Genomic DNA, 16,004 nt, shown 5'->3' with positions numbered 1-16,004 from the left:
GTGAGTCGGGTTGAAGAAATCGTGTGGGTAAACAGTTTCAACTCTGGAAAAGGTACAAGACACATCTGTTCAGGCGAAAGCCAGAATCTGACCCCGTAAAACCCTGTCTCGCGTCTTATGAGAAACGCGGACTAGCTGAGCGCTTTTGCTTCATACGAGCAGAAAACCACCGCGGTGAGAACCGTCGTCCAGAGCCCGTTTTTATCTCCTACCGCGGTCTGCGTTACGTTTCTGCTTTTTACCTTGTGCCCGCTTATCTCCCATATGTCCTTCTGCTCGTCGTAACTTTTATCGGGGTCAAAGGGGGCGTTAAGCGTGGTGGCGAGCATGTAGGCGGCAAGATCCTCGGCGTATTCTCCCGCGAGGGTCTCTTTCTGCCCGTAGCTGTGGTGTTCCGAGATGTATCCGTAGTGCGTTTTATCCTTAGGGATCGCGAGGCCGGTGGATGCGGCGATGAGCCTGCTGGGCTCGTTTGTGGAATTCTCGCTCATTACCACAAACGCTATCTGCCCGGGGGAGAGCATGGTGAGTCCCTGTTTTCTGCTTACCAGTTGACAGCCTGGGGGGAATATGCTTGAAACCTTGACCAGATTGAACTGTGCGATACCCGCGTTCCTTAGAGCAAGCTCAAAGCTTGAGAGCTTTTTCTTATGCTTGCCCACGCCCTTGGTTACAAAAGCTTTTGTAGGGGTCAATCCACCACTCCTTATAAGCCTGCATTCAAGTTATATTTACGGGGTGGTTTTGTCAAACGAGGGAAATTACAGCTACACAATTTCCCAGTGTAAACGCGCCGAACGGGGTTCTGGAAAAAACTCATCCCACCGACGGATATGGTGAAACCGGAATCCCCGCTGCCGAAGCATGAAAATCTTTTTGATAATCTGTTTTCCAACACTCTTACCCAAGAGCAAAGATTATGATTCGTTTAGATGGGAAAGCGGAGAAGATGGACTCAGACGATAAATTTTATATCTGTCTTTCGAATACCGTGATATTTACTTTATATGAAAATTTGACAAAGCGAGGATATTTACCATAATGGTAAGTAAGAAAATTGTAAGTCTATACGGTGGCGAGTTACCGGAAACTGGTCAGAGAAGAGAAATAAAAGGCGGGCCTTTATATGATAGAGGCCATGTTCTGGAGTTGCTGGATAAAGAGGAAAATATACACGCTTGGACCCGTAAATGCAGGAATGATCTTCAAAGTTGGGGATTTGATCCAGAAGACATTGTCGAGTTAATAAGTATGAGTCTTAGTGAAGGGAAATTTTTAGGTTCCCAATGGTGTGAGCAGGAAGAAAACGGTCCGTGGGCGGCCTGTGATGCATACAGCATATTTAGATTGGAGTGGAGTGAAGTGGCTCACAGAAAAATATCAACTGAATATTACGTCAAATTTGCCATTAACAAGACGGGTAAGCTGCTTTTAATTGTATCTTGCCACCCGTCCAGTTTTCGGTAGGGGAGAGGAAAAATGAAAAAAGATTTGCGGTGCCCGATTTGCGAAGAAGGCAATCTGAGTGAGAGGGTTGGTAAAAATCGCGTGGATTATAAGGGCAAGGTCACTGAATTAGACTCACACTTTTCCGTGTGTGACTCTTGTGGTTCCGAGCAGGCCAGCGCTCAGCAGGTGCGTATGAACAAACGGTACATGGTAGCGTTTAAGAAGCAGGTCGACGGACTATTGACAGGCTCTGAAGTCAGATCTGTCCGGGAGAAACTGGGACTTACACAATCGGATGCCGCCAAGATCTTTGGCGGGGGCCCAGTCGCGTTTTCGAAATATGAAGCCGATGACGTTACCCAGTCGGAAGCAATGGACAAACTGCTGTGTGTTGCCATGGAAGTTCCTGGGGCGTTTGATTATCTAGTGAAGCGGATTGACTGCTACAAGAAAACGGGGGAACCTCGTTCGTACTACGACCAGTATAAGGCTTTGACTGAGGTATGAGTTGATGACCCTGAGTACCGCGACATAAGCGTTAAGATGTTTCGTATACGGAGTTTGTAAAAGCCCTCAAACGGGGGTGAACCGCGATGAAATTCGGAGCGCATGTTTCAATAGCCGGCGGGATTGAGAATGCCCCGCTTAGAGCCGGGCAGCTCGGGTGCGAATGTTTTCAGATGTTTACCCGCTCGCCAAGAGGCGGCAGACCCCCGGAGCTTGAGGATCGCCTGCTCGAAGCCTTTTTTCTTAACTGCTCCGAGGCCTCCATAAGCGATTACTACGTTCACACCCCCTATTTCATAAACCTGGCTTCCGGAAAAGAGGACCTGAGAGAAAAAAGCGTTGCTCTGGTAAGAGAGGAGCTTGAAAGATCAAGCGTCCTGGGGGTGAAATACATGATGACCCATATAGGAAGCGCCAAAGATATCCAAAGAGATACAGCGATAAACAACGTGGTTGACTCCCTTTTGAGGGTTCTCGAGAACTACAGCGGCAAAACTCAGCTTCTGCTTGAGAACACTGCGGGCCAGGGGCATACCATAGGTGCTAGCTTCGAGGAGATCTCGCTCATACTGAGGCACGTTGCATATGACGGTCTCGGAGTCTGTATAGATACCGCCCACATGTTCGCTTCCGGCTACGATATAAGGACTTGTGAGGGCGTAGAGGAACTGGTAGAGAGCCTCGGCGCCGCGTTTGCCCCCGAAACGGTGAGACTTGTTCACGCAAACGATTCCAAGGTCGAGTTCAATTCCGGCAAGGACCGTCACGAACATATAGGAGAAGGGAAGATAGGAATCGACTGCTTCAGCGCTATGATCGGAAACCCGTTTTTCGAGGATCTTGATATGATAGTGGAAATGCCGCCCCCCGAAGTGGCAAAGGACGTCGCGCTTCTTAAGGAACTGAGAGACGGAGGCATCTGATTTCAGGGCGATAACGAAAAGCCTCTTTCATCTGTCCGTTGACCGTCAACGTAAATACTGTTTTTCTCGTCAATTGCCACCCTTGCGTTTGCGATCAGGTCATGGACCACGAAGGGAAACAGCTTCCATTCTCCCTGTTCTCTGATTTTCTCCTCCATCGCCTCCACGTCCCCGACGGCGAAGTCCTCAAGGGATATATCGGCTGACTGGGCGATCACGGTTCCGAACCTTGTTTCGGGGTTGTTTTCAAGGTAGACGGTGCATCTTATGGTTTTCTCCCCGCTCTCTAATGCTTGGACGCACGCGATTTTGCCTCTTACGAGGTAGTTCTTTGTTGTGTCTCCCGGGTAGAGGTTTAATATTCTGTTTGCAAACCTTTCGGTGAACAGACGGCTAAGCCTTCTTCTGTATCCCGCCAATACCACGAGATCGGGCTCAAAAAGCCCTTCGATATGCGAAATCACTGCCGAATCGTAAAGAATCCGTCCGCCTTCATCCGAAGGGGGCTTCCCAAGACCTTCGAAGAATTTCTCGGAACTTATGGAGGAGATTTCGATCTTTAGCGCTTTCGCCTTTGCGAGAACCGGGGCCTCGGGGTCATTTGAAAAGACATGCTCTATGGCTCCATAGTTTTTTCCGCCGTTTTGCTCAAGTTCCATCTGCCTTGAGTGTATTTTCTCGAAGTTTGTTCCTCTGCCCGAGGCAAGAACGAGAATTTTCATCGGCCGGCCGATGTCTGAGTAAAGTGGCGTTATTTGCATTGATTGCTTTATCGTTTAATTTTTATGCGATTTCACGTAAGTGTGACGCAGTATGACAGAAAGCAGAAATCTGATCATGAGAATCATTACGGCCGTTGTGGCCGTACCAATACTTCTTCTCATATTTTACCACGGGGGAGTGTATTATCTCGCCCTTATGTGTCTGATTGCGGCCCTGTGCTCCATTGAGTTCTTCGCGCTTGCGGATCCGGATATCCGGAAGTCGAGAAAGATTTATATCACGGCCATTTCCCTGCTTCTGATCATAAGCGCGTTTTTCGACTTCATGCTAATGAGCCTTTTTTTCACCTTTCTGATATTTCTCTCCATAATACTCGAATTCCGCAAAAAGGACTTCAGCGACTGCCTGCAGGACCTTGGCATGACCCTTCTGCCGCTTATATATTTCGGCTGGATGCTTGCCCACGGGGTGTTGCTGAGAAATGTCTCGGGTGGAGTGGACCTGGGGGACTACGGTTTCTTCAACGGGGGTCCCGGGGATGTCGGCTTTTTCCTCGTGGTGCTTGCGGTTTCCTGCACTTTTCTTAATGACGCCGGAGCGTATTCCTTCGGAAAGGCTTTCGGGAAAAAGAAGCTGGCCAGTCATATAAGCTCGGGCAAGACCGTGATGGGGCTCATCGGGGGATTCTTTGTTTCGGTCGTAAGCGCCTTCGTGGTGAATTTCATATTCAGCAGCCCTCTTCCTTCTCTCTGGGTGGTTCTTTACGCGGTAATAATAGCCGCGGCCGCGGTTGCGGGAGACCTTTTCGAATCCACTATAAAAAGAGGGGCGGGGGTAAAGGATTCCGGCTCCCTGATTCCCGGACATGGCGGGGTGCTTGACAGGTTCGACAGCCTGATATTCGTCTTTCCTTGCACATATTATACTTCCCTGATTTTCTTTCGCCTGAGCGAGGCAGGTGCCGTCCTGTAAGGAGGGGTGAAAATGGAAATATCCATAGTGGACAGGGAGGGGTTCATTGACGTTCCCGCTAGGGAACAACTTGTGTCCTTGGTTGAGGAAATACTTGCGTATCTTGATCTCTCCGCCCGAAGCGAGCTCTGCGTCTCACTTGTGAGCGACGGGGACATGAGGGAGCTTAACAGGCAATACAGACAGATTGACACGACTACGGATGTTCTCTGCTTTCCGCAGAAAAGCGATGTAAATCCCGATCTTCTGGGTGATATAGTGATATCCTACCAGGCGGCCCTCCGTCACTCCCGGAGGCTTGAGATCGCAATTGAAGAAGAACTGCGTTTGCTTATAGTCCATGCAGTTCTTCACCTGCTTGGGTTCGACCACAAGAAGAAAAAGGAAAGGGAGACAATGCGGGAGAAGGAAAAAGAGGTTCTAGATTACCTCTCTAAGACATGAGCCACTTTCTTGTCATCCGATTGACAACAAAAAGGGGGATTTTATAAATTTCTCGAGGTTGATTGTGGCTTGTACTTCTAACCCCTTTGAGGAGGTTTAGGAATGGAAAAAACTGCTGTTTACATTGTAAAATTCGACATCTGGCTTCGCAAGGACGGTAAAGCGTGGTCAGCAAAGTGTCCTAGTCTTGATCTTGTAACACAAGCTCCGACAAGAAGAGGAGTTTTAGTAGCCATACAGGAAGCGGTTAGTCTTTGGTTTGAGTCTTGCATTGATCGCAATGTTCTTAATGAAGCACTTGGGGAACTGGGTTTTGACAAGTCCTCTTGGGATGTGAAAAACGACCCATTGCCGAGATCCAACTTTATCGCAATCAGAGAACTGGCACCGGAAGAAATACCGAAAGACAATTTTTCCTTCTCAATCGATTCTCGCAAAAATGATGATTTTTCCGTCGAAGGATCCATTCCCGCTTACTTGGTTAAGGAGCAATTAGGGGAATTTCTCCATGAGGCCGGTTAGATGGAAAGAGCTAGTCAAAATTGCCGAGGACGAAGGTTGGGTTACCAGCGACAAGAAGGCAGTCGTTACATTATGACAAAAGCCGAGGCGTAAATCCTAGGTGGCCTCGGGGATACCCTACCATCCATAAAATGGGAATTATATCGAGAAAGGTCACATTGATTAAGAGGTTTTGACTAACCAGTCCTAGTTTATATACACTGTTCTCTGTGGAGACTCACATTCCACAAAAAGAGGGTAGTCGATGAGTGAGAAGAAAACAGTTTTTATAGACTTAGTTCCTGCCAAATCAGGACTAGGGTGGAAGATAATCAAGGGGAAAGTTCGCCTTTCTATGTCCCTAGCGGGGGAACCAGAACCTATTAAGGAGATAGGAACTCTGATTCTCTCTGAGCAGTCTTTTCATCTAAACACGGGAGAAAATCTTTCCGAGGAAGAAAAGAAAAAAATCCTTGAAACCATCAAACAGAAATTCTCGTTTGATGAAGTCAGACTTGATATGTAAAAAGATTTATAAAATAGCCTTGACTATATTGCGAGTGTGTTAGAAGACATCTTTGCTGAATTAAAAACCGTTGAATTGTGACCTTTCGATATAATTCCCCATAAAATAAATGAAAACAATTCTCATCCTCTTTCTGTTTCTACTACCCATCTCCTCCCCTTATTCTAAAGCAGAAGAAACCGCAGAAGAAAAAAGCTACTACACTAAAGCAAGTGAATATATTGCGGATGCCAAAAGTCGTCTCTTTTCAGAATACTGCGAACGAATTGGCTACATACCTTCTGATGAAGATATGGAGAAAGCTAAGGAAACCATTTTGAAGCTGCCTGAATACTGCCCTGCAATGACAAGTAAGAAATGCCTTCTAGCTGCGGTATCCCTTAGTGTGGGCATTCCATTAGGGGACTATATAGTGGAGTGTAAGAACCAGGCGAAAGAGTGTCTAGATAAGTTTGTTGAAAAAGAGGACTAATGCTGTTTACCTCTTTCTCCTTTTAATTTTCTCGGTCTTCCACCCACCTTTCAACAAAGCTGCCCTGAGTTGTTGCCATGCGGCTTTTCCCTTAGCAGGTCGCCTAGCATAGGGTTCAGCATCAGGATTGTAAATGCGTTCTACTTCTTCATACTCAGGCCAAGCCAGTATAATGAAGCTTAATATAAATCCCATAATTATTGGGAGCGAAACTATGTATTCAGAAGGAAACATTGACATAAAACCTCCCACCGAACCGATAATAACCACAACTAAACTGTGAAATTTCCAATCTTCCATTCCTCCATTTTATCAATCTCCAGTCAGAACTGCAAAGAACCCATTACACATTTGTTATACTTGTGGGGATGGGAATAATTAGGGAGGTGAATCTATCTAATTATCTTAGTAATTCCGAAAAAATTATATAATTGTCCCCCTGATTATCCTTATAGAGATTGACCCAGCTATACAGACCGTAGTACAGACCGCGACCCAGATTGTTCCAGCAACCCCAACTTGATTTTCTTTCCAGGATTGATATATCCTTCCAAAGTAAAAGTGGACCGGTTGTTTAACTGCATTTCAGGAGGGCAAATCTAAATGGAGAATCTAGTTTTTGAAGTTTCTTGGGATGAGGAAGCCGGAGTTTGGTACACTTCGAAAACTTCCATTCAAGGAGCAATGGCCGAGGCTCCGACCCTTGAAGAGTTAAGCAGGAAGCTGTCTGTGATCATTCCTGAAGTTCTAGCGGTAGATCGGGAAACGAAAGCTACACACTCTGTCTTTGCTTCAAGCAAAATGCCCAAAGAAACTCCCTTGCCTTTTATAGTAAAATCTCTGCATTATACACACGCAACTTAGTGGCTAGCTATACTCCCAAGGTAAAGAGGATTTTGAGAAAACACGGAATCCTGAGAATTTATCTGAAACTCAAAAAAGAGGTTGCAAACAATGGCATTAACGCGTAGCTTCAGGAAGATCGTAAAGAAACGTGCGATTAGAGACCCTGAATTCCGCATCGGACTTCTGACCGAAGCGATTGAGTGCGTACTCAATTATGAAATCGACGTGGCAAAAGTATTGCTGCGAGACTATGTTAATGCGACGGAGGAAAAGGCGAGAGGCACCTGATACCTGTTTGCCAAGCAAGCCAAGGCAAGGTAGGGCGTGTCAGTCATCCGGATTCTTTCAGATCTTCCTTAATTTTCTCAATTTCCTTTACTGTAGGCAGGTCCTTCAGGCTCTTAAGGCCGAATGTCTCAAGGAAAAGATTTGTGGTTTTGTAGAGAAAAGGCTTTCCCGGGACTTCTTTTCTTCCCGCAATCTCGATGAATCTTCTATCAAGGAGCATGCTTACGCTGCTTGAGCAGTCCACCCCTCTTATTTTTTCAACCTCGATCTTCGTAACGGGTTGCTCGTAAGCCATAATGGCAAGCACTTCGAGGGAGGCTTTCGAGAGCCTGAACTTCTTTATTTCCTTGTTAAACTCGACTATGTATTGCGAATACTCGGGACGGGTCCTGAACTGATATCCCTCGGCGACGCTGCTTAGGATGAAACTTCGCCCCATCTCCTCCCAGCGCCCCTGGAGTTCGCTTAGGGCGTCGGTTATCTCTTTTTTCTCGACATCCTTCAGGAACTCGGAAATTTCCTGAATGGTTAGGGGATGTTTAGAAACGAATATCAAGCATTCTATTATATTTTCAAGAGAACTTCTATCGTCCATCTTCTTCCCTCAGAATTATCTTTATGGGTTCTTCGAAGGTCGGCTGAAAAACATCCAGGATGCCGTCTTTCAGCAGCTCCAGTATCGAGAGAAAGGTTACCACGAGATTCATGCGGTTTTTATCCCCTTCGAAAAGATCCCCGAAGAGAACCTCTTTTTCCCTTCTCATTATCTCGATTACCTGGTTTTTTCTTTCATCAACGGTGTAAGTCTGCGGAGCAAGGGATATTTCCCTTGTCTCGGCCTTCTCCCTGTCCTCGCATATCTTAGAGAAGGTGTCCACCAGGGACCAGAGGTCGAATTTCACGAATTCCGTCTCTTCTTCCGGTTCTCCGAACATTTCCCTGCGGTCGTAACCCGCCAGGAAAACGTCTTTTCCGAGAATTTCCATCCCCCCGAGCTCCGTCGCCGCGCTTCTGTACTTCTCATACTCAAGCAGGCGCCTTACGAGTTCCTCCCTGGGATCCTCTTCCTCCTCTTCGCCTTCCTCCTTTATCCTGGGAAGAAGCATCCTCGACTTTATGTACCCCAGTTCGGCCGCCATGGCCATGTAGTCCCCGACGATCTCGAGGTTCACGTCCTTTAGGAACTCAAGATATTCAAGGTACTGCTCGGTTATGAGCGCGATGGGTATGTCGTAGATGTCCACCTCGTGTTTCTTTATGAGGTGAAGCAGCAGGTCAAGAGGGCCGTTGAATATCTCGAGCTGTACGCTGTAGGCTGACTGAGGGTCTTCCATTTCTTCGTTCCTCTCGGCAATCACTACGGGTTCATCGCCCGGATCACGATCTCAAGTTCGCTCGGGCTGAAATTGCACATCTGTATAAAGATAACCACAGGAACGCGTATGAAGTAACCCAGGAACTGCCCGCCGAACAGGAAAAAGGCGAAAAGAATGAATATTCCGTAAGTTTCAAATCTTGCGTACCTGTAGGCGAGACTGTCGGGAAGCAGCCCGTAAAGCACCCGCGAGCCGTCAAGCGGCGGAACGGGGATCATGTTGAAAACGGCAAGCACTATCCCTATGTACATGAACCACACGAGCATCCGCGCTGCAACGTCGGCCCCGCTTCCCGGGGGTATGGCCGCGAAGTTCTCAAACAAGGCCTTTAGAATCACAGCCGCCGCAATCGCGGTCAGAATGTTGGATATGGGGCCCGCAATCGCGACCATAAGCATGTCTTTTTTCGGGTTCCTGAAGTTCCTCGGGTCAACGGGAACCGGTTTTGCCCATCCGAAATGCACGATGAAAAGCAGCAGGGTTCCGAGAACATCAAGGTGAACGAGAGGGTTAAGCGAGAGTCTTCCCTGTCTCTTCGCCGTGTCGTCCCCGAGCCTGTAGGCCACAAGCGCGTGGGCGTACTCATGTATGGTAAGGGAAAAAAGGATTACGGGGACCAGTACTATGAGAAATTCGTAGTTCATGTCGATAGTTTACGCTCTTGGATGAGATTTTTCGTGTATGCGTTTAAGCCGCTCCTTTTCAACATAAGTGTATATCTGGGTCGTGGATATGTCCGAGTGACCGAGCATGGCCTGTATTGCCCGCAGGTCGGCCCCCCGCTCAAGCAGGTGCGTGGCGAAGGAGTGGCGAAGCACGTGGGGGGTTATGTGGGAGTGTATGCCCGCGGCTAGGGCGTAGTTCTTTATCATGCGCCAGAAGCGCTGGCGGCTCATCCTGGAGCCGGTTCTGGATGTAACGAAAAGGTACTCCGAACTCCTTTCGCGAAGAAGTTTCGGTCTTGAGTCTGAAAGGTAGTCCCTTACTTTCCTGATGGCGTCGCCGCCTATGGGAACTATCCTCTCCTTGCTCCCTTTGCCGAGGGTGATGACGTAGCCGTGGTCAAGATTGACTCGGTTGAGCTCAAGTGAGACCAGTTCCGATACCCTGACCCCGGTGGCGTAGAGAACCTCGAGCATCGCGCGGTCCCTGAGCGCCTCTGCGGACTTGCCTCCCTCGGGCTCTTGCAGGAGCCTCTCTACCTCTTCCAGCGAGAGAGTGTGGGGGAGGGTTTTTGCGGGCTTGGGAGAGACCGTGTTTCTTAGCGGATCCTCGGTTATGACGCTTTCTGTGAGAAGGAACCTGAAGAACTGCTTTATGGAAACTATGTTTCTCGCCACGCTTCTCGGGGAGAGTTTCTTTTTCCTGAGATGGTCGAAAAAAGCGGCTATTTCGTCTTCGGTTACGGCGGCGGGGTCGGATATACCCCTTTTGTCTAGAAAGGCCACGAGGGATGATATGTCCCTTGAATATGACTGAATGGTGTTTTTCGAAAGGCCCCTGTTCATCGTAAGATATACAAGGAACGAATCGAGGTGCTCATCCATTAATCTTATGTTCCGACCTGCCAGGAACTCAGATATTTCTTCTGTTCGGCCGTCAGGGTGTCTATGGTGACTCCCAGGGTTTTAAGCTTTATCTTGGATATCAGGCTGTCTATTTTCTCCGGGACGTCGTGAACGTTGTTCTCAAGTGTCCCTCCGTTTTTCACCATGTACTCGCAGCAGAGCGCCTGGTTGGCGAAGCTCATGTCCATCACGCTTGAAGGATGCCCCTCGGCCGCGGCGAGGTTTATGAGCCTTCCTCCGCCGAGAACGTTGATCCTTCTTCCGTTTTTAAGCGTATGTTCCTCGACGTATTCCCTTATGGCTCTTTTCGAGGTCGTTATCTCGCCAAGGGCGTCGAGATCAAGCTCCACGTTGAAGTGTCCTGAATTGGCTACGATCGCCCCGTCTTTCATTCTCTCAAAATGCTTTTTCCTTATGACGTGTATGTTGCCCGTAACGGTGCAGAAGAAGTCTCCAAGCGGCGCTGCCTTCTCCATCGTCATTACCCTGAATCCGTCCATGGTGGCCTCGAGTCCCGCAAGCGGCTCAACCTCGGTCACGATGACGTTCGCTCCCAGTCCCCTGGCTCTCATGGCAAGCCCTTTTCCGCACCAGCCGTATCCTGCGACTACGAAGGTCGTGCCGGAGACAAGCCTGTTGGTGGCGCGTATGATTCCGTCAAGAGTGCTCTGCCCCGTGCCGTAGCGGTTATCGAAAAGGTGCTTGGTATCCGCGTTGTTAACGGCGACTATCGGATACTGAAGCACTCCGTCATCCGCCATGCTCTTGAGTCTTATCACTCCGGTTGTGGTCTCCTCCGTTCCCCCGATCACGTCGTCTATCAGGTCTTTTCGGTCCGTGTGCAGCGTCGATACCAGGTCTGCCCCGTCATCCATGGTTACGTGCGGGCGGGCGGCCAGCACTGCGTTTATGTGCTTGTAATAGGTTCTGGTGTTTTCCCCTTTTATGGCGAAAACGGAGATTTTATGGTTCTTTACGAGATGGGCGGCGACGTCATCCTGAGTGCTTAGGGGGTTTGACGCGCAGAGGTAGGCTTCTGCTCCTCCGGCCTTAAGGGTGGTCATGAGGTTCCCGGTTTCCGTGGTAACGTGAAGGCACGCGGCGACCCTTACTCCCTTAAGCGGCTTTTCCTTCTTGAATCTTTCCTCTATCTGCTTTAGAACGGGCATTTCCTGTGCGGCCCATTCGCTTCTCAGTTTCCCTTGGCGGGCAAGCTTTAAGTCTTTTACGTGGTAATCCATTTGTTCCTCCGTTGCTTTTTCGCGGTCGGAAGCCCCGAGCGTGTTTCGGCTCAGGCGTTCTCCAGGGCTTTTTTAAGCTCCGCGACTCTGTCTGTCTTCTCCCATGAGAAAGTTTCCTCGTTTCTCCCGAAATGGCCATAGGAAGCGGTTTTCCTGTAGATGGGTCTTCTTAGTCCGAGATGCGATATTATTCCCTCGGGAGTGAGATCGAAAATCTCCCTCACTGCTTCTGAGATCTTCTCTTCCGCCACGGCGGCCGTGCCGAACGTGTCGATCATTACCGAAACCGGGTCCGGGACTCCGATGGCGTAGGCTAGCTGCACTTCGCAGCGCGAAGCCAGGGAGGCCGCGACTATGTTCTTTGCCACGTACCTTGCCATATAGGCTGCGCTTCTGTCGACCTTGGACGGGTCTTTTCCAGAGAACGCCCCGCCGCCGTGTCTTGACCATCCGCCGTAGGTATCGACTATGATTTTTCTCCCAGTAAGGCCGGTATCTCCCATTGGACCCCCGATTACGAAGTTCCCCGTGGGGTTTATATGAATTTTCGCGTTATTCGAGAGAAGGTTCCCCATACAGTGGTTTATTACTTCTTCCCTGATTCCTCCATGGAGGTCCTCTTCTGAGACGTCTTCAGAGTGCTGGGATGATATTACCACCGCGTCTACTCCGACCGGTTTTCCGTTTTCGTACCTGAAGGTGATCTGGCTTTTTCCGTCGGGTCTTAAAAAGGGCAGGGTGCCGTTTTTTCTTACTTCAGAAAGACGCTTTGCCAGCTTGTGGGCGTAGAGTATGGGGGATGGCATGAATTCCTCAGTCTCATCACACGCGTAGCCGAACATGAGCCCCTGGTCACCGGCCCCTTGCTTGTCCTCGGCCTCTTCTTTGTCGACTCCACGCGCTATGTCCGGGGACTGCTTGTCGATCGTGAGGAGGACTGAACAGGTTTCCGCATCAAATCCCATCGCGCTGTCCGTATAGCCGATCTCTTTTATCGTGTCCCTTACTGTCTGTCTTATGTCGACCTGGGCTTTTGTCGTTATCTCGGCCGAAATCACCACGAGGCCGGTCGTGATCAGTGTCTCGCACGCGACCCTGCTATCGGGGTCCTGCTCGATCATGGCATCGAGTATGGCGTCTGATATCTGATCCGCAATCTTGTCAGGATGGCCTTCCGTTACGGATTCTGAAGTGAATATGAAGTTTTTAGGGGGCATTAGGCGACCTCAAAAGTCCAAGTAATATAATTATTCTGACCTTTCTGTCAACAATCTATTGTTTTGTTAACCGAGGGTTTCGTATCGGGTAAAATACAGAGAAATCCCACTTGCACTCTGCGGAGAAAATGAAATGAAAAAACTCTTGGCTCCTTCGATACTCTCGTGTGACTATCTTCGTCTTGAAGACGAGGTGACCGCCGTCTGCGAGGCGGGCGCCGATCTAATACACGTGGACGTGATGGATGGACATTTCGTTCCGAACATAAGCATAGGAATACCCATAGTGGAGGCGATTGCCCGGATGGAATCGCCGCCCCAGATGGATATACACCTAATGATTGATAGCCCCGAGAAATTTACGGAGAAATTCATAGATGCGGGTTCTCCTCACGTGAAAATTGTCACGGTCCAGATGGAGGCCTGCAACCTTCTCTACAGCGCCCTCTCTTCCATCAGGTGGAGAGGGGTTATGACCGGGGTGGCACTCAACCCCGCAACCCCGATCGGCGTGATCGAGGAAAAGCTGATGGAGCTTATAGACGTGATAGTGATAATGACTGTGGAGCCGGGGTTCGGGGGTCAGAAATTCATTCCCGAGATGCTGTCGAAAATAAAGGACCTGAGGTCTCTTCTTGACAGGATGGGTGGAGATGGAAAGAAACCGCTTATTGAAGCTGACGGCGGGATAAATCTCGGGAACATAAGGGAAGTTATCGAGGCCGGAGCGGACATAGTGGTAACGGGATCCGGAATATACAAGACGGAAAACTATGCCGATACGATGTCGGCCATGCGCGAGATGATGGAGTAGGGGCCAGATCCGAGGGCTGCGTGTTTTTCCGGGGGAAGATGAAGTCTCAAGAGCGAAACTACATAGCCGACATAGAGCGGTATTTTCTCGGGCTTGCGGGAAAGGGTCTTATGCTTTCGGCCAGGGACTACAGTTTTATAAGGGAACTTGGCGAAAGATCCGTCTCAAAGGAAATGGTAATTAAGGCTATAGCCTACGGCTTTGAGCAAAAAAGGCAGAGGGGAGCCCAGGAGCCGAGAGGGCTTTTCAACATAAGGCATGAAATTGAAGATTACCTGAGAATACATTCGGTAGAACGGGAATCGAAACAGGCAACACCCCGGAACGCCGCTTTTACGAGAAGCAGTATAATAGAACAGGTCCTAAAGAGGCTTGACAGGATCATAGTTGAGGAAAAAAGAGAGGATATACGGGGGAAATACGAGGAACTCAGGCGCAGGGTTGGAGAGACGGACGGTGCGGGGTCCGCTAACATATACAAACAGTTTGATTTGTTGTGGCGGGATTTCATTGGGGATGTTTTCTCAGGTCTTTCCACCGAGAGGCAAAAGCAGATAACAGATGCCGCACTAAGCAAGCTTCCCGCCGAGGCGAAACTCTACGACGAGGATGTCAGGAGGAAAACCCTTAACGCTTTCAGGGATGAAATCGTATGCGAGACTTTCGGCATAAATAATGTTTTCACGATGAAGTGAGATGATAGTATGGCTGTAGGATCTCAGAAACGGCGCAAGGCGACCGGTTGCCGGGAATGTTCCGGCAGGGGTTACATGATTTCCCCTGAGAACGGTCAGTACGCCCGCATGCAAGTCTGCGACTGCATCTCCGAATGTAATAACTGCGGGGGGTCTGGAACGGTATTCTTGGTGAATGAAAGGGGCTACAGGTATCTTGAGCGCTGCGGGCTCTGCGGAATAACGAGACTTAAGGTAAGGCGATACAACAACGCGAAAATTCCATCGAAGTACGCGGGTGTTCTGCGTTCAGACGATATAGACCTCCGCGACCAAGACTCAAGGAGTCAGTATACGGCGATGGAATATGTGAAATCGTTTGTTGACAAGTACCCGGATAAAAAAGGCTTTCTGCTTATGGGAGGTCCGGGGGTTGGCAAAACACGCCTAGCAGTAGGGGCCATAGCGGAGCTTACCCTCCAGAAAGCCGTTGAATGTGTGTTTACCGATTTTTTCTTTCTGCTTGGAGACCTGCGGAAAGCCTATTCCGAGGGAATTCCCGAAAACGAGATAATAGGGCCGCTAATAAACGCGGAAATTCTGGTTATAGACGAAATGGGGAAGGGCAAAAGCTCCGAATGGGAGCGGAACATCCTCGATCAGCTCATCTCCAAGCGCTATAATTCCTCGAAGAAAACCCTTGTTACCACCAACTACGTGGCCAAGGAGTCACTGCCTAAAAGATCCAAGAATAAAACGGAAATACTTGAGGAGAGGGTGGGGGAGAGGATAGTTTCTAGGCTTTACGAGATGTGCACCCCGCTTTTCATTGAGGGGAGCGATTATAGAAAAGGAGAAGTCTCGACTTAATCTAGCTTTATTATTATAGCGCGGGAGGAAACCCCAGAAAAAAGGCAAGTCAATGACTAAAATGTTCAAAAAACAGCTTAGTTCTATTATTGCTGAATATGAAGGAGCTCTTTCAAGATCAAGGTTCGATGATGCCTCTGATGTGATTTCTCCCACTCAGATAGCAGCCCTGCAAGCGCGATGTATGGCAGCAATTGAAAGAATTGCCGGCCGAGGTTCTGTTTACTTCAAACAGGTTGTGGAAATCAGCAAGAAAGGGAGTTACACCACATATGATCATACAGCTGAACAAATTGGTGTTGCGAAGGCCCTACTCTTGGACATTGAGAATGATTACCTAAAATCTCATGAGGAAATCATACGTTCTGACTTGTTTGCCGATTACTTAGAAATGGCCGCTCACCTTGAAGAAAGAGGATACAAGGACTCAGCTGCGGTATTAGTGGGTAGTACACTTGAAGCTCATCTGAGAAAATTGTGTAACAAGCATAAAGTGACTTCTGTATCAGAGGTCGGCAAGCCGAAAAAGGCTGATATTACTACTGTCCCAACGTTTTCCTTCAAGTGTTACGTAACTAACTGATTACACACAC

The 16,004-nt window shown here is 48.8% G+C and carries 23 protein-coding genes; 14 read left to right on the top strand and 9 right to left on the bottom strand.

Features of this window, described 5'->3' with window-relative positions; translation table 11 throughout:
- Nucleotides 1-131 precede the first annotated feature (131 nt).
- Complete coding sequence (locus OXG75_08170; GenBank protein ID MCY3625944.1) at nucleotides 132-695, bottom strand: arginine decarboxylase, pyruvoyl-dependent; 564 nt, start codon at nucleotides 693-695, stop codon at nucleotides 132-134.
- A gap of 346 nt (nucleotides 696-1,041) precedes the next feature.
- Between OXG75_08170 and OXG75_08165 the strand changes: the two genes are divergently transcribed.
- From OXG75_08165 to OXG75_08155, 3 genes are all read left to right on the top strand, one after another.
- Nucleotides 1,042-1,467 (top strand): hypothetical protein, encoded by a 426-nt coding sequence (locus OXG75_08165; protein ID MCY3625943.1) that lies wholly within the window; start codon nucleotides 1,042-1,044, stop codon nucleotides 1,465-1,467.
- 12 nt (nucleotides 1,468-1,479) lie between these two features.
- On the top strand, nucleotides 1,480-1,956 hold the full coding sequence (locus OXG75_08160; protein MCY3625942.1) for a type II toxin-antitoxin system MqsA family antitoxin: 477 nt from the start codon (nucleotides 1,480-1,482) through the stop codon (nucleotides 1,954-1,956).
- 86 nt (nucleotides 1,957-2,042) lie between these two features.
- Nucleotides 2,043-2,879: a deoxyribonuclease IV gene (locus tag OXG75_08155; protein MCY3625941.1), complete on the top strand. Its 837-nt coding sequence runs from the start codon at nucleotides 2,043-2,045 to the stop codon at nucleotides 2,877-2,879.
- A 2-nt stretch (nucleotides 2,880-2,881) separates the two neighbouring features.
- Here OXG75_08155 and OXG75_08150 read toward each other — a convergent pair whose 3' ends face one another.
- Nucleotides 2,882-3,601, bottom strand: coding sequence for a formyltransferase family protein (locus OXG75_08150; protein MCY3625940.1), 720 nt, complete (start codon nucleotides 3,599-3,601; stop codon nucleotides 2,882-2,884).
- A 115-nt stretch (nucleotides 3,602-3,716) separates the two neighbouring features.
- On the opposite strand from OXG75_08150, the gene OXG75_08145 reads away from it, so the two are divergent.
- From OXG75_08145 to OXG75_08125, 5 genes are all read left to right on the top strand, one after another.
- Nucleotides 3,717-4,574: a phosphatidate cytidylyltransferase gene (locus OXG75_08145; GenBank protein MCY3625939.1), complete on the top strand. Its 858-nt coding sequence runs from the start codon at nucleotides 3,717-3,719 to the stop codon at nucleotides 4,572-4,574.
- A 12-nt stretch (nucleotides 4,575-4,586) separates the two neighbouring features.
- Nucleotides 4,587-5,018, top strand: coding sequence for an rRNA maturation RNase YbeY (gene ybeY / locus OXG75_08140; protein MCY3625938.1), 432 nt, complete (start codon nucleotides 4,587-4,589; stop codon nucleotides 5,016-5,018).
- 102 nt (nucleotides 5,019-5,120) lie between these two features.
- Nucleotides 5,121-5,540, top strand: a complete 420-nt coding sequence (locus tag OXG75_08135; protein ID MCY3625937.1) for a hypothetical protein — start codon at nucleotides 5,121-5,123, stop codon at nucleotides 5,538-5,540.
- 244 nt (nucleotides 5,541-5,784) lie between these two features.
- Nucleotides 5,785-6,045 (top strand): hypothetical protein, encoded by a 261-nt coding sequence (locus OXG75_08130; GenBank protein ID MCY3625936.1) that lies wholly within the window; start codon nucleotides 5,785-5,787, stop codon nucleotides 6,043-6,045.
- Nucleotides 6,046-6,154: 109 nt separating this feature from the next.
- On the top strand, nucleotides 6,155-6,517 hold the full coding sequence (locus tag OXG75_08125) for a hypothetical protein (GenBank protein ID MCY3625935.1): 363 nt from the start codon (nucleotides 6,155-6,157) through the stop codon (nucleotides 6,515-6,517).
- A 6-nt stretch (nucleotides 6,518-6,523) separates the two neighbouring features.
- On the opposite strand, the gene OXG75_08120 is transcribed toward OXG75_08125, so the two are convergent.
- Nucleotides 6,524-6,817: a hypothetical protein gene (locus OXG75_08120; GenBank protein MCY3625934.1), complete on the bottom strand. Its 294-nt coding sequence runs from the start codon at nucleotides 6,815-6,817 to the stop codon at nucleotides 6,524-6,526.
- 303 nt (nucleotides 6,818-7,120) lie between these two features.
- Here OXG75_08120 and OXG75_08115 point away from each other — a divergent pair, with 303 nt between their 5' ends.
- Nucleotides 7,121-7,381, top strand: coding sequence for a DUF1902 domain-containing protein (locus tag OXG75_08115; protein MCY3625933.1), 261 nt, complete (start codon nucleotides 7,121-7,123; stop codon nucleotides 7,379-7,381).
- Between the two features lie 90 nt (nucleotides 7,382-7,471).
- Complete coding sequence (locus OXG75_08110) at nucleotides 7,472-7,651, top strand: hypothetical protein (GenBank protein MCY3625932.1); 180 nt, start codon at nucleotides 7,472-7,474, stop codon at nucleotides 7,649-7,651.
- 43 nt (nucleotides 7,652-7,694) lie between these two features.
- On the opposite strand, the gene scpB is transcribed toward OXG75_08110, so the two are convergent.
- From scpB to metK, 6 genes are read right to left on the bottom strand one after another with little or no spacing between them, the layout of a single operon-like run.
- Entirely contained in the window at nucleotides 7,695-8,246 is a 552-nt protein-coding gene (gene scpB, locus OXG75_08105) for an SMC-Scp complex subunit ScpB (protein ID MCY3625931.1), read from the bottom strand.
- The gene (locus OXG75_08100) at nucleotides 8,236-9,009 is read right to left on the bottom strand and encodes a segregation/condensation protein A (GenBank protein ID MCY3625930.1); all 774 of its coding nucleotides are present in this window, start codon (nucleotides 9,007-9,009) and stop codon (nucleotides 8,236-8,238) included. Before OXG75_08100 ends, scpB begins: the two co-directional genes overlap by 11 nt.
- Nucleotides 9,009-9,671, bottom strand: coding sequence for a site-2 protease family protein (locus OXG75_08095; GenBank protein MCY3625929.1), 663 nt, complete (start codon nucleotides 9,669-9,671; stop codon nucleotides 9,009-9,011). Before OXG75_08095 ends, OXG75_08100 begins: the two co-directional genes overlap by 1 nt.
- Before the next feature lie 9 nt (nucleotides 9,672-9,680).
- Complete coding sequence (gene xerD, locus OXG75_08090; protein MCY3625928.1) at nucleotides 9,681-10,574, bottom strand: site-specific tyrosine recombinase XerD; 894 nt, start codon at nucleotides 10,572-10,574, stop codon at nucleotides 9,681-9,683.
- A 5-nt stretch (nucleotides 10,575-10,579) separates the two neighbouring features.
- Nucleotides 10,580-11,836 (bottom strand): adenosylhomocysteinase, encoded by a 1,257-nt coding sequence (gene ahcY / locus OXG75_08085; protein MCY3625927.1) that lies wholly within the window; start codon nucleotides 11,834-11,836, stop codon nucleotides 10,580-10,582.
- A gap of 50 nt (nucleotides 11,837-11,886) precedes the next feature.
- A complete protein-coding gene (gene metK / locus OXG75_08080) occupies nucleotides 11,887-13,053 on the bottom strand; it encodes a methionine adenosyltransferase (GenBank protein MCY3625926.1) in 1,167 nt (388 codons plus the stop codon).
- A gap of 133 nt (nucleotides 13,054-13,186) precedes the next feature.
- Between metK and rpe the strand changes: the two genes are divergently transcribed.
- From rpe to OXG75_08060, 4 genes are read left to right on the top strand one after another with little or no spacing between them, the layout of a single operon-like run.
- Nucleotides 13,187-13,867 (top strand): ribulose-phosphate 3-epimerase, encoded by a 681-nt coding sequence (gene rpe, locus OXG75_08075; GenBank protein MCY3625925.1) that lies wholly within the window; start codon nucleotides 13,187-13,189, stop codon nucleotides 13,865-13,867.
- A 38-nt stretch (nucleotides 13,868-13,905) separates the two neighbouring features.
- The gene (locus OXG75_08070) at nucleotides 13,906-14,562 is read left to right on the top strand and encodes a hypothetical protein (GenBank protein ID MCY3625924.1); all 657 of its coding nucleotides are present in this window, start codon (nucleotides 13,906-13,908) and stop codon (nucleotides 14,560-14,562) included.
- 9 nt (nucleotides 14,563-14,571) lie between these two features.
- On the top strand, nucleotides 14,572-15,411 hold the full coding sequence (locus tag OXG75_08065; GenBank protein MCY3625923.1) for an ATP-binding protein: 840 nt from the start codon (nucleotides 14,572-14,574) through the stop codon (nucleotides 15,409-15,411).
- A gap of 52 nt (nucleotides 15,412-15,463) precedes the next feature.
- Nucleotides 15,464-15,994, top strand: a complete 531-nt coding sequence (locus tag OXG75_08060) for a hypothetical protein (protein MCY3625922.1) — start codon at nucleotides 15,464-15,466, stop codon at nucleotides 15,992-15,994.
- Nucleotides 15,995-16,004 lie beyond the last annotated feature (10 nt).

Source organism: Candidatus Dadabacteria bacterium (genome assembly GCA_026705445.1).
In the GTDB taxonomy this organism is placed as follows: Bacteria; Desulfobacterota_D; UBA1144; order Nemesobacterales; family Nemesobacteraceae; genus Nemesobacter.
This window is presented reverse-complemented; position numbering and strand designations above follow the sequence as displayed.

Excerpts from the sequence above, each read along its gene's own strand:
- OXG75_08165 (MCY3625943.1), top strand. The coding sequence starts at position 1,042 with ATGGTAAGTAAGAAAATTGTAAGTCTATACGGTGGCGAGTTACCGGAA.
- OXG75_08160 (MCY3625942.1), top strand. The coding sequence starts at position 1,480 with ATGAAAAAAGATTTGCGGTGCCCGATTTGCGAAGAAGGCAATCTGAGT.
- OXG75_08155 (MCY3625941.1), top strand. The coding sequence starts at position 2,043 with ATGAAATTCGGAGCGCATGTTTCAATAGCCGGCGGGATTGAGAATGCC.
- OXG75_08150 (MCY3625940.1), bottom strand. The coding sequence starts at position 3,601 with ATGAAAATTCTCGTTCTTGCCTCGGGCAGAGGAACAAACTTCGAGAAA.
- OXG75_08145 (MCY3625939.1), top strand. The coding sequence starts at position 3,717 with ATGAGAATCATTACGGCCGTTGTGGCCGTACCAATACTTCTTCTCATA.
- ybeY (MCY3625938.1), top strand. The coding sequence starts at position 4,587 with ATGGAAATATCCATAGTGGACAGGGAGGGGTTCATTGACGTTCCCGCT.
- OXG75_08135 (MCY3625937.1), top strand. The coding sequence starts at position 5,121 with ATGGAAAAAACTGCTGTTTACATTGTAAAATTCGACATCTGGCTTCGC.
- OXG75_08130 (MCY3625936.1), top strand. The coding sequence starts at position 5,785 with ATGAGTGAGAAGAAAACAGTTTTTATAGACTTAGTTCCTGCCAAATCA.
- OXG75_08125 (MCY3625935.1), top strand. The coding sequence starts at position 6,155 with ATGAAAACAATTCTCATCCTCTTTCTGTTTCTACTACCCATCTCCTCC.
- OXG75_08120 (MCY3625934.1), bottom strand. The coding sequence starts at position 6,817 with ATGGAAGATTGGAAATTTCACAGTTTAGTTGTGGTTATTATCGGTTCG.
- OXG75_08115 (MCY3625933.1), top strand. The coding sequence starts at position 7,121 with ATGGAGAATCTAGTTTTTGAAGTTTCTTGGGATGAGGAAGCCGGAGTT.
- OXG75_08110 (MCY3625932.1), top strand. The coding sequence starts at position 7,472 with ATGGCATTAACGCGTAGCTTCAGGAAGATCGTAAAGAAACGTGCGATT.
- scpB (MCY3625931.1), bottom strand. The coding sequence starts at position 8,246 with ATGGACGATAGAAGTTCTCTTGAAAATATAATAGAATGCTTGATATTC.
- OXG75_08095 (MCY3625929.1), bottom strand. The coding sequence starts at position 9,671 with ATGAACTACGAATTTCTCATAGTACTGGTCCCCGTAATCCTTTTTTCC.
- xerD (MCY3625928.1), bottom strand. The coding sequence starts at position 10,574 with ATGGATGAGCACCTCGATTCGTTCCTTGTATATCTTACGATGAACAGG.
- ahcY (MCY3625927.1), bottom strand. The coding sequence starts at position 11,836 with ATGGATTACCACGTAAAAGACTTAAAGCTTGCCCGCCAAGGGAAACTG.
- metK (MCY3625926.1), bottom strand. The coding sequence starts at position 13,053 with ATGCCCCCTAAAAACTTCATATTCACTTCAGAATCCGTAACGGAAGGC.
- rpe (MCY3625925.1), top strand. The coding sequence starts at position 13,187 with ATGAAAAAACTCTTGGCTCCTTCGATACTCTCGTGTGACTATCTTCGT.
- OXG75_08070 (MCY3625924.1), top strand. The coding sequence starts at position 13,906 with ATGAAGTCTCAAGAGCGAAACTACATAGCCGACATAGAGCGGTATTTT.
- OXG75_08065 (MCY3625923.1), top strand. The coding sequence starts at position 14,572 with ATGGCTGTAGGATCTCAGAAACGGCGCAAGGCGACCGGTTGCCGGGAA.
- OXG75_08060 (MCY3625922.1), top strand. The coding sequence starts at position 15,464 with ATGACTAAAATGTTCAAAAAACAGCTTAGTTCTATTATTGCTGAATAT.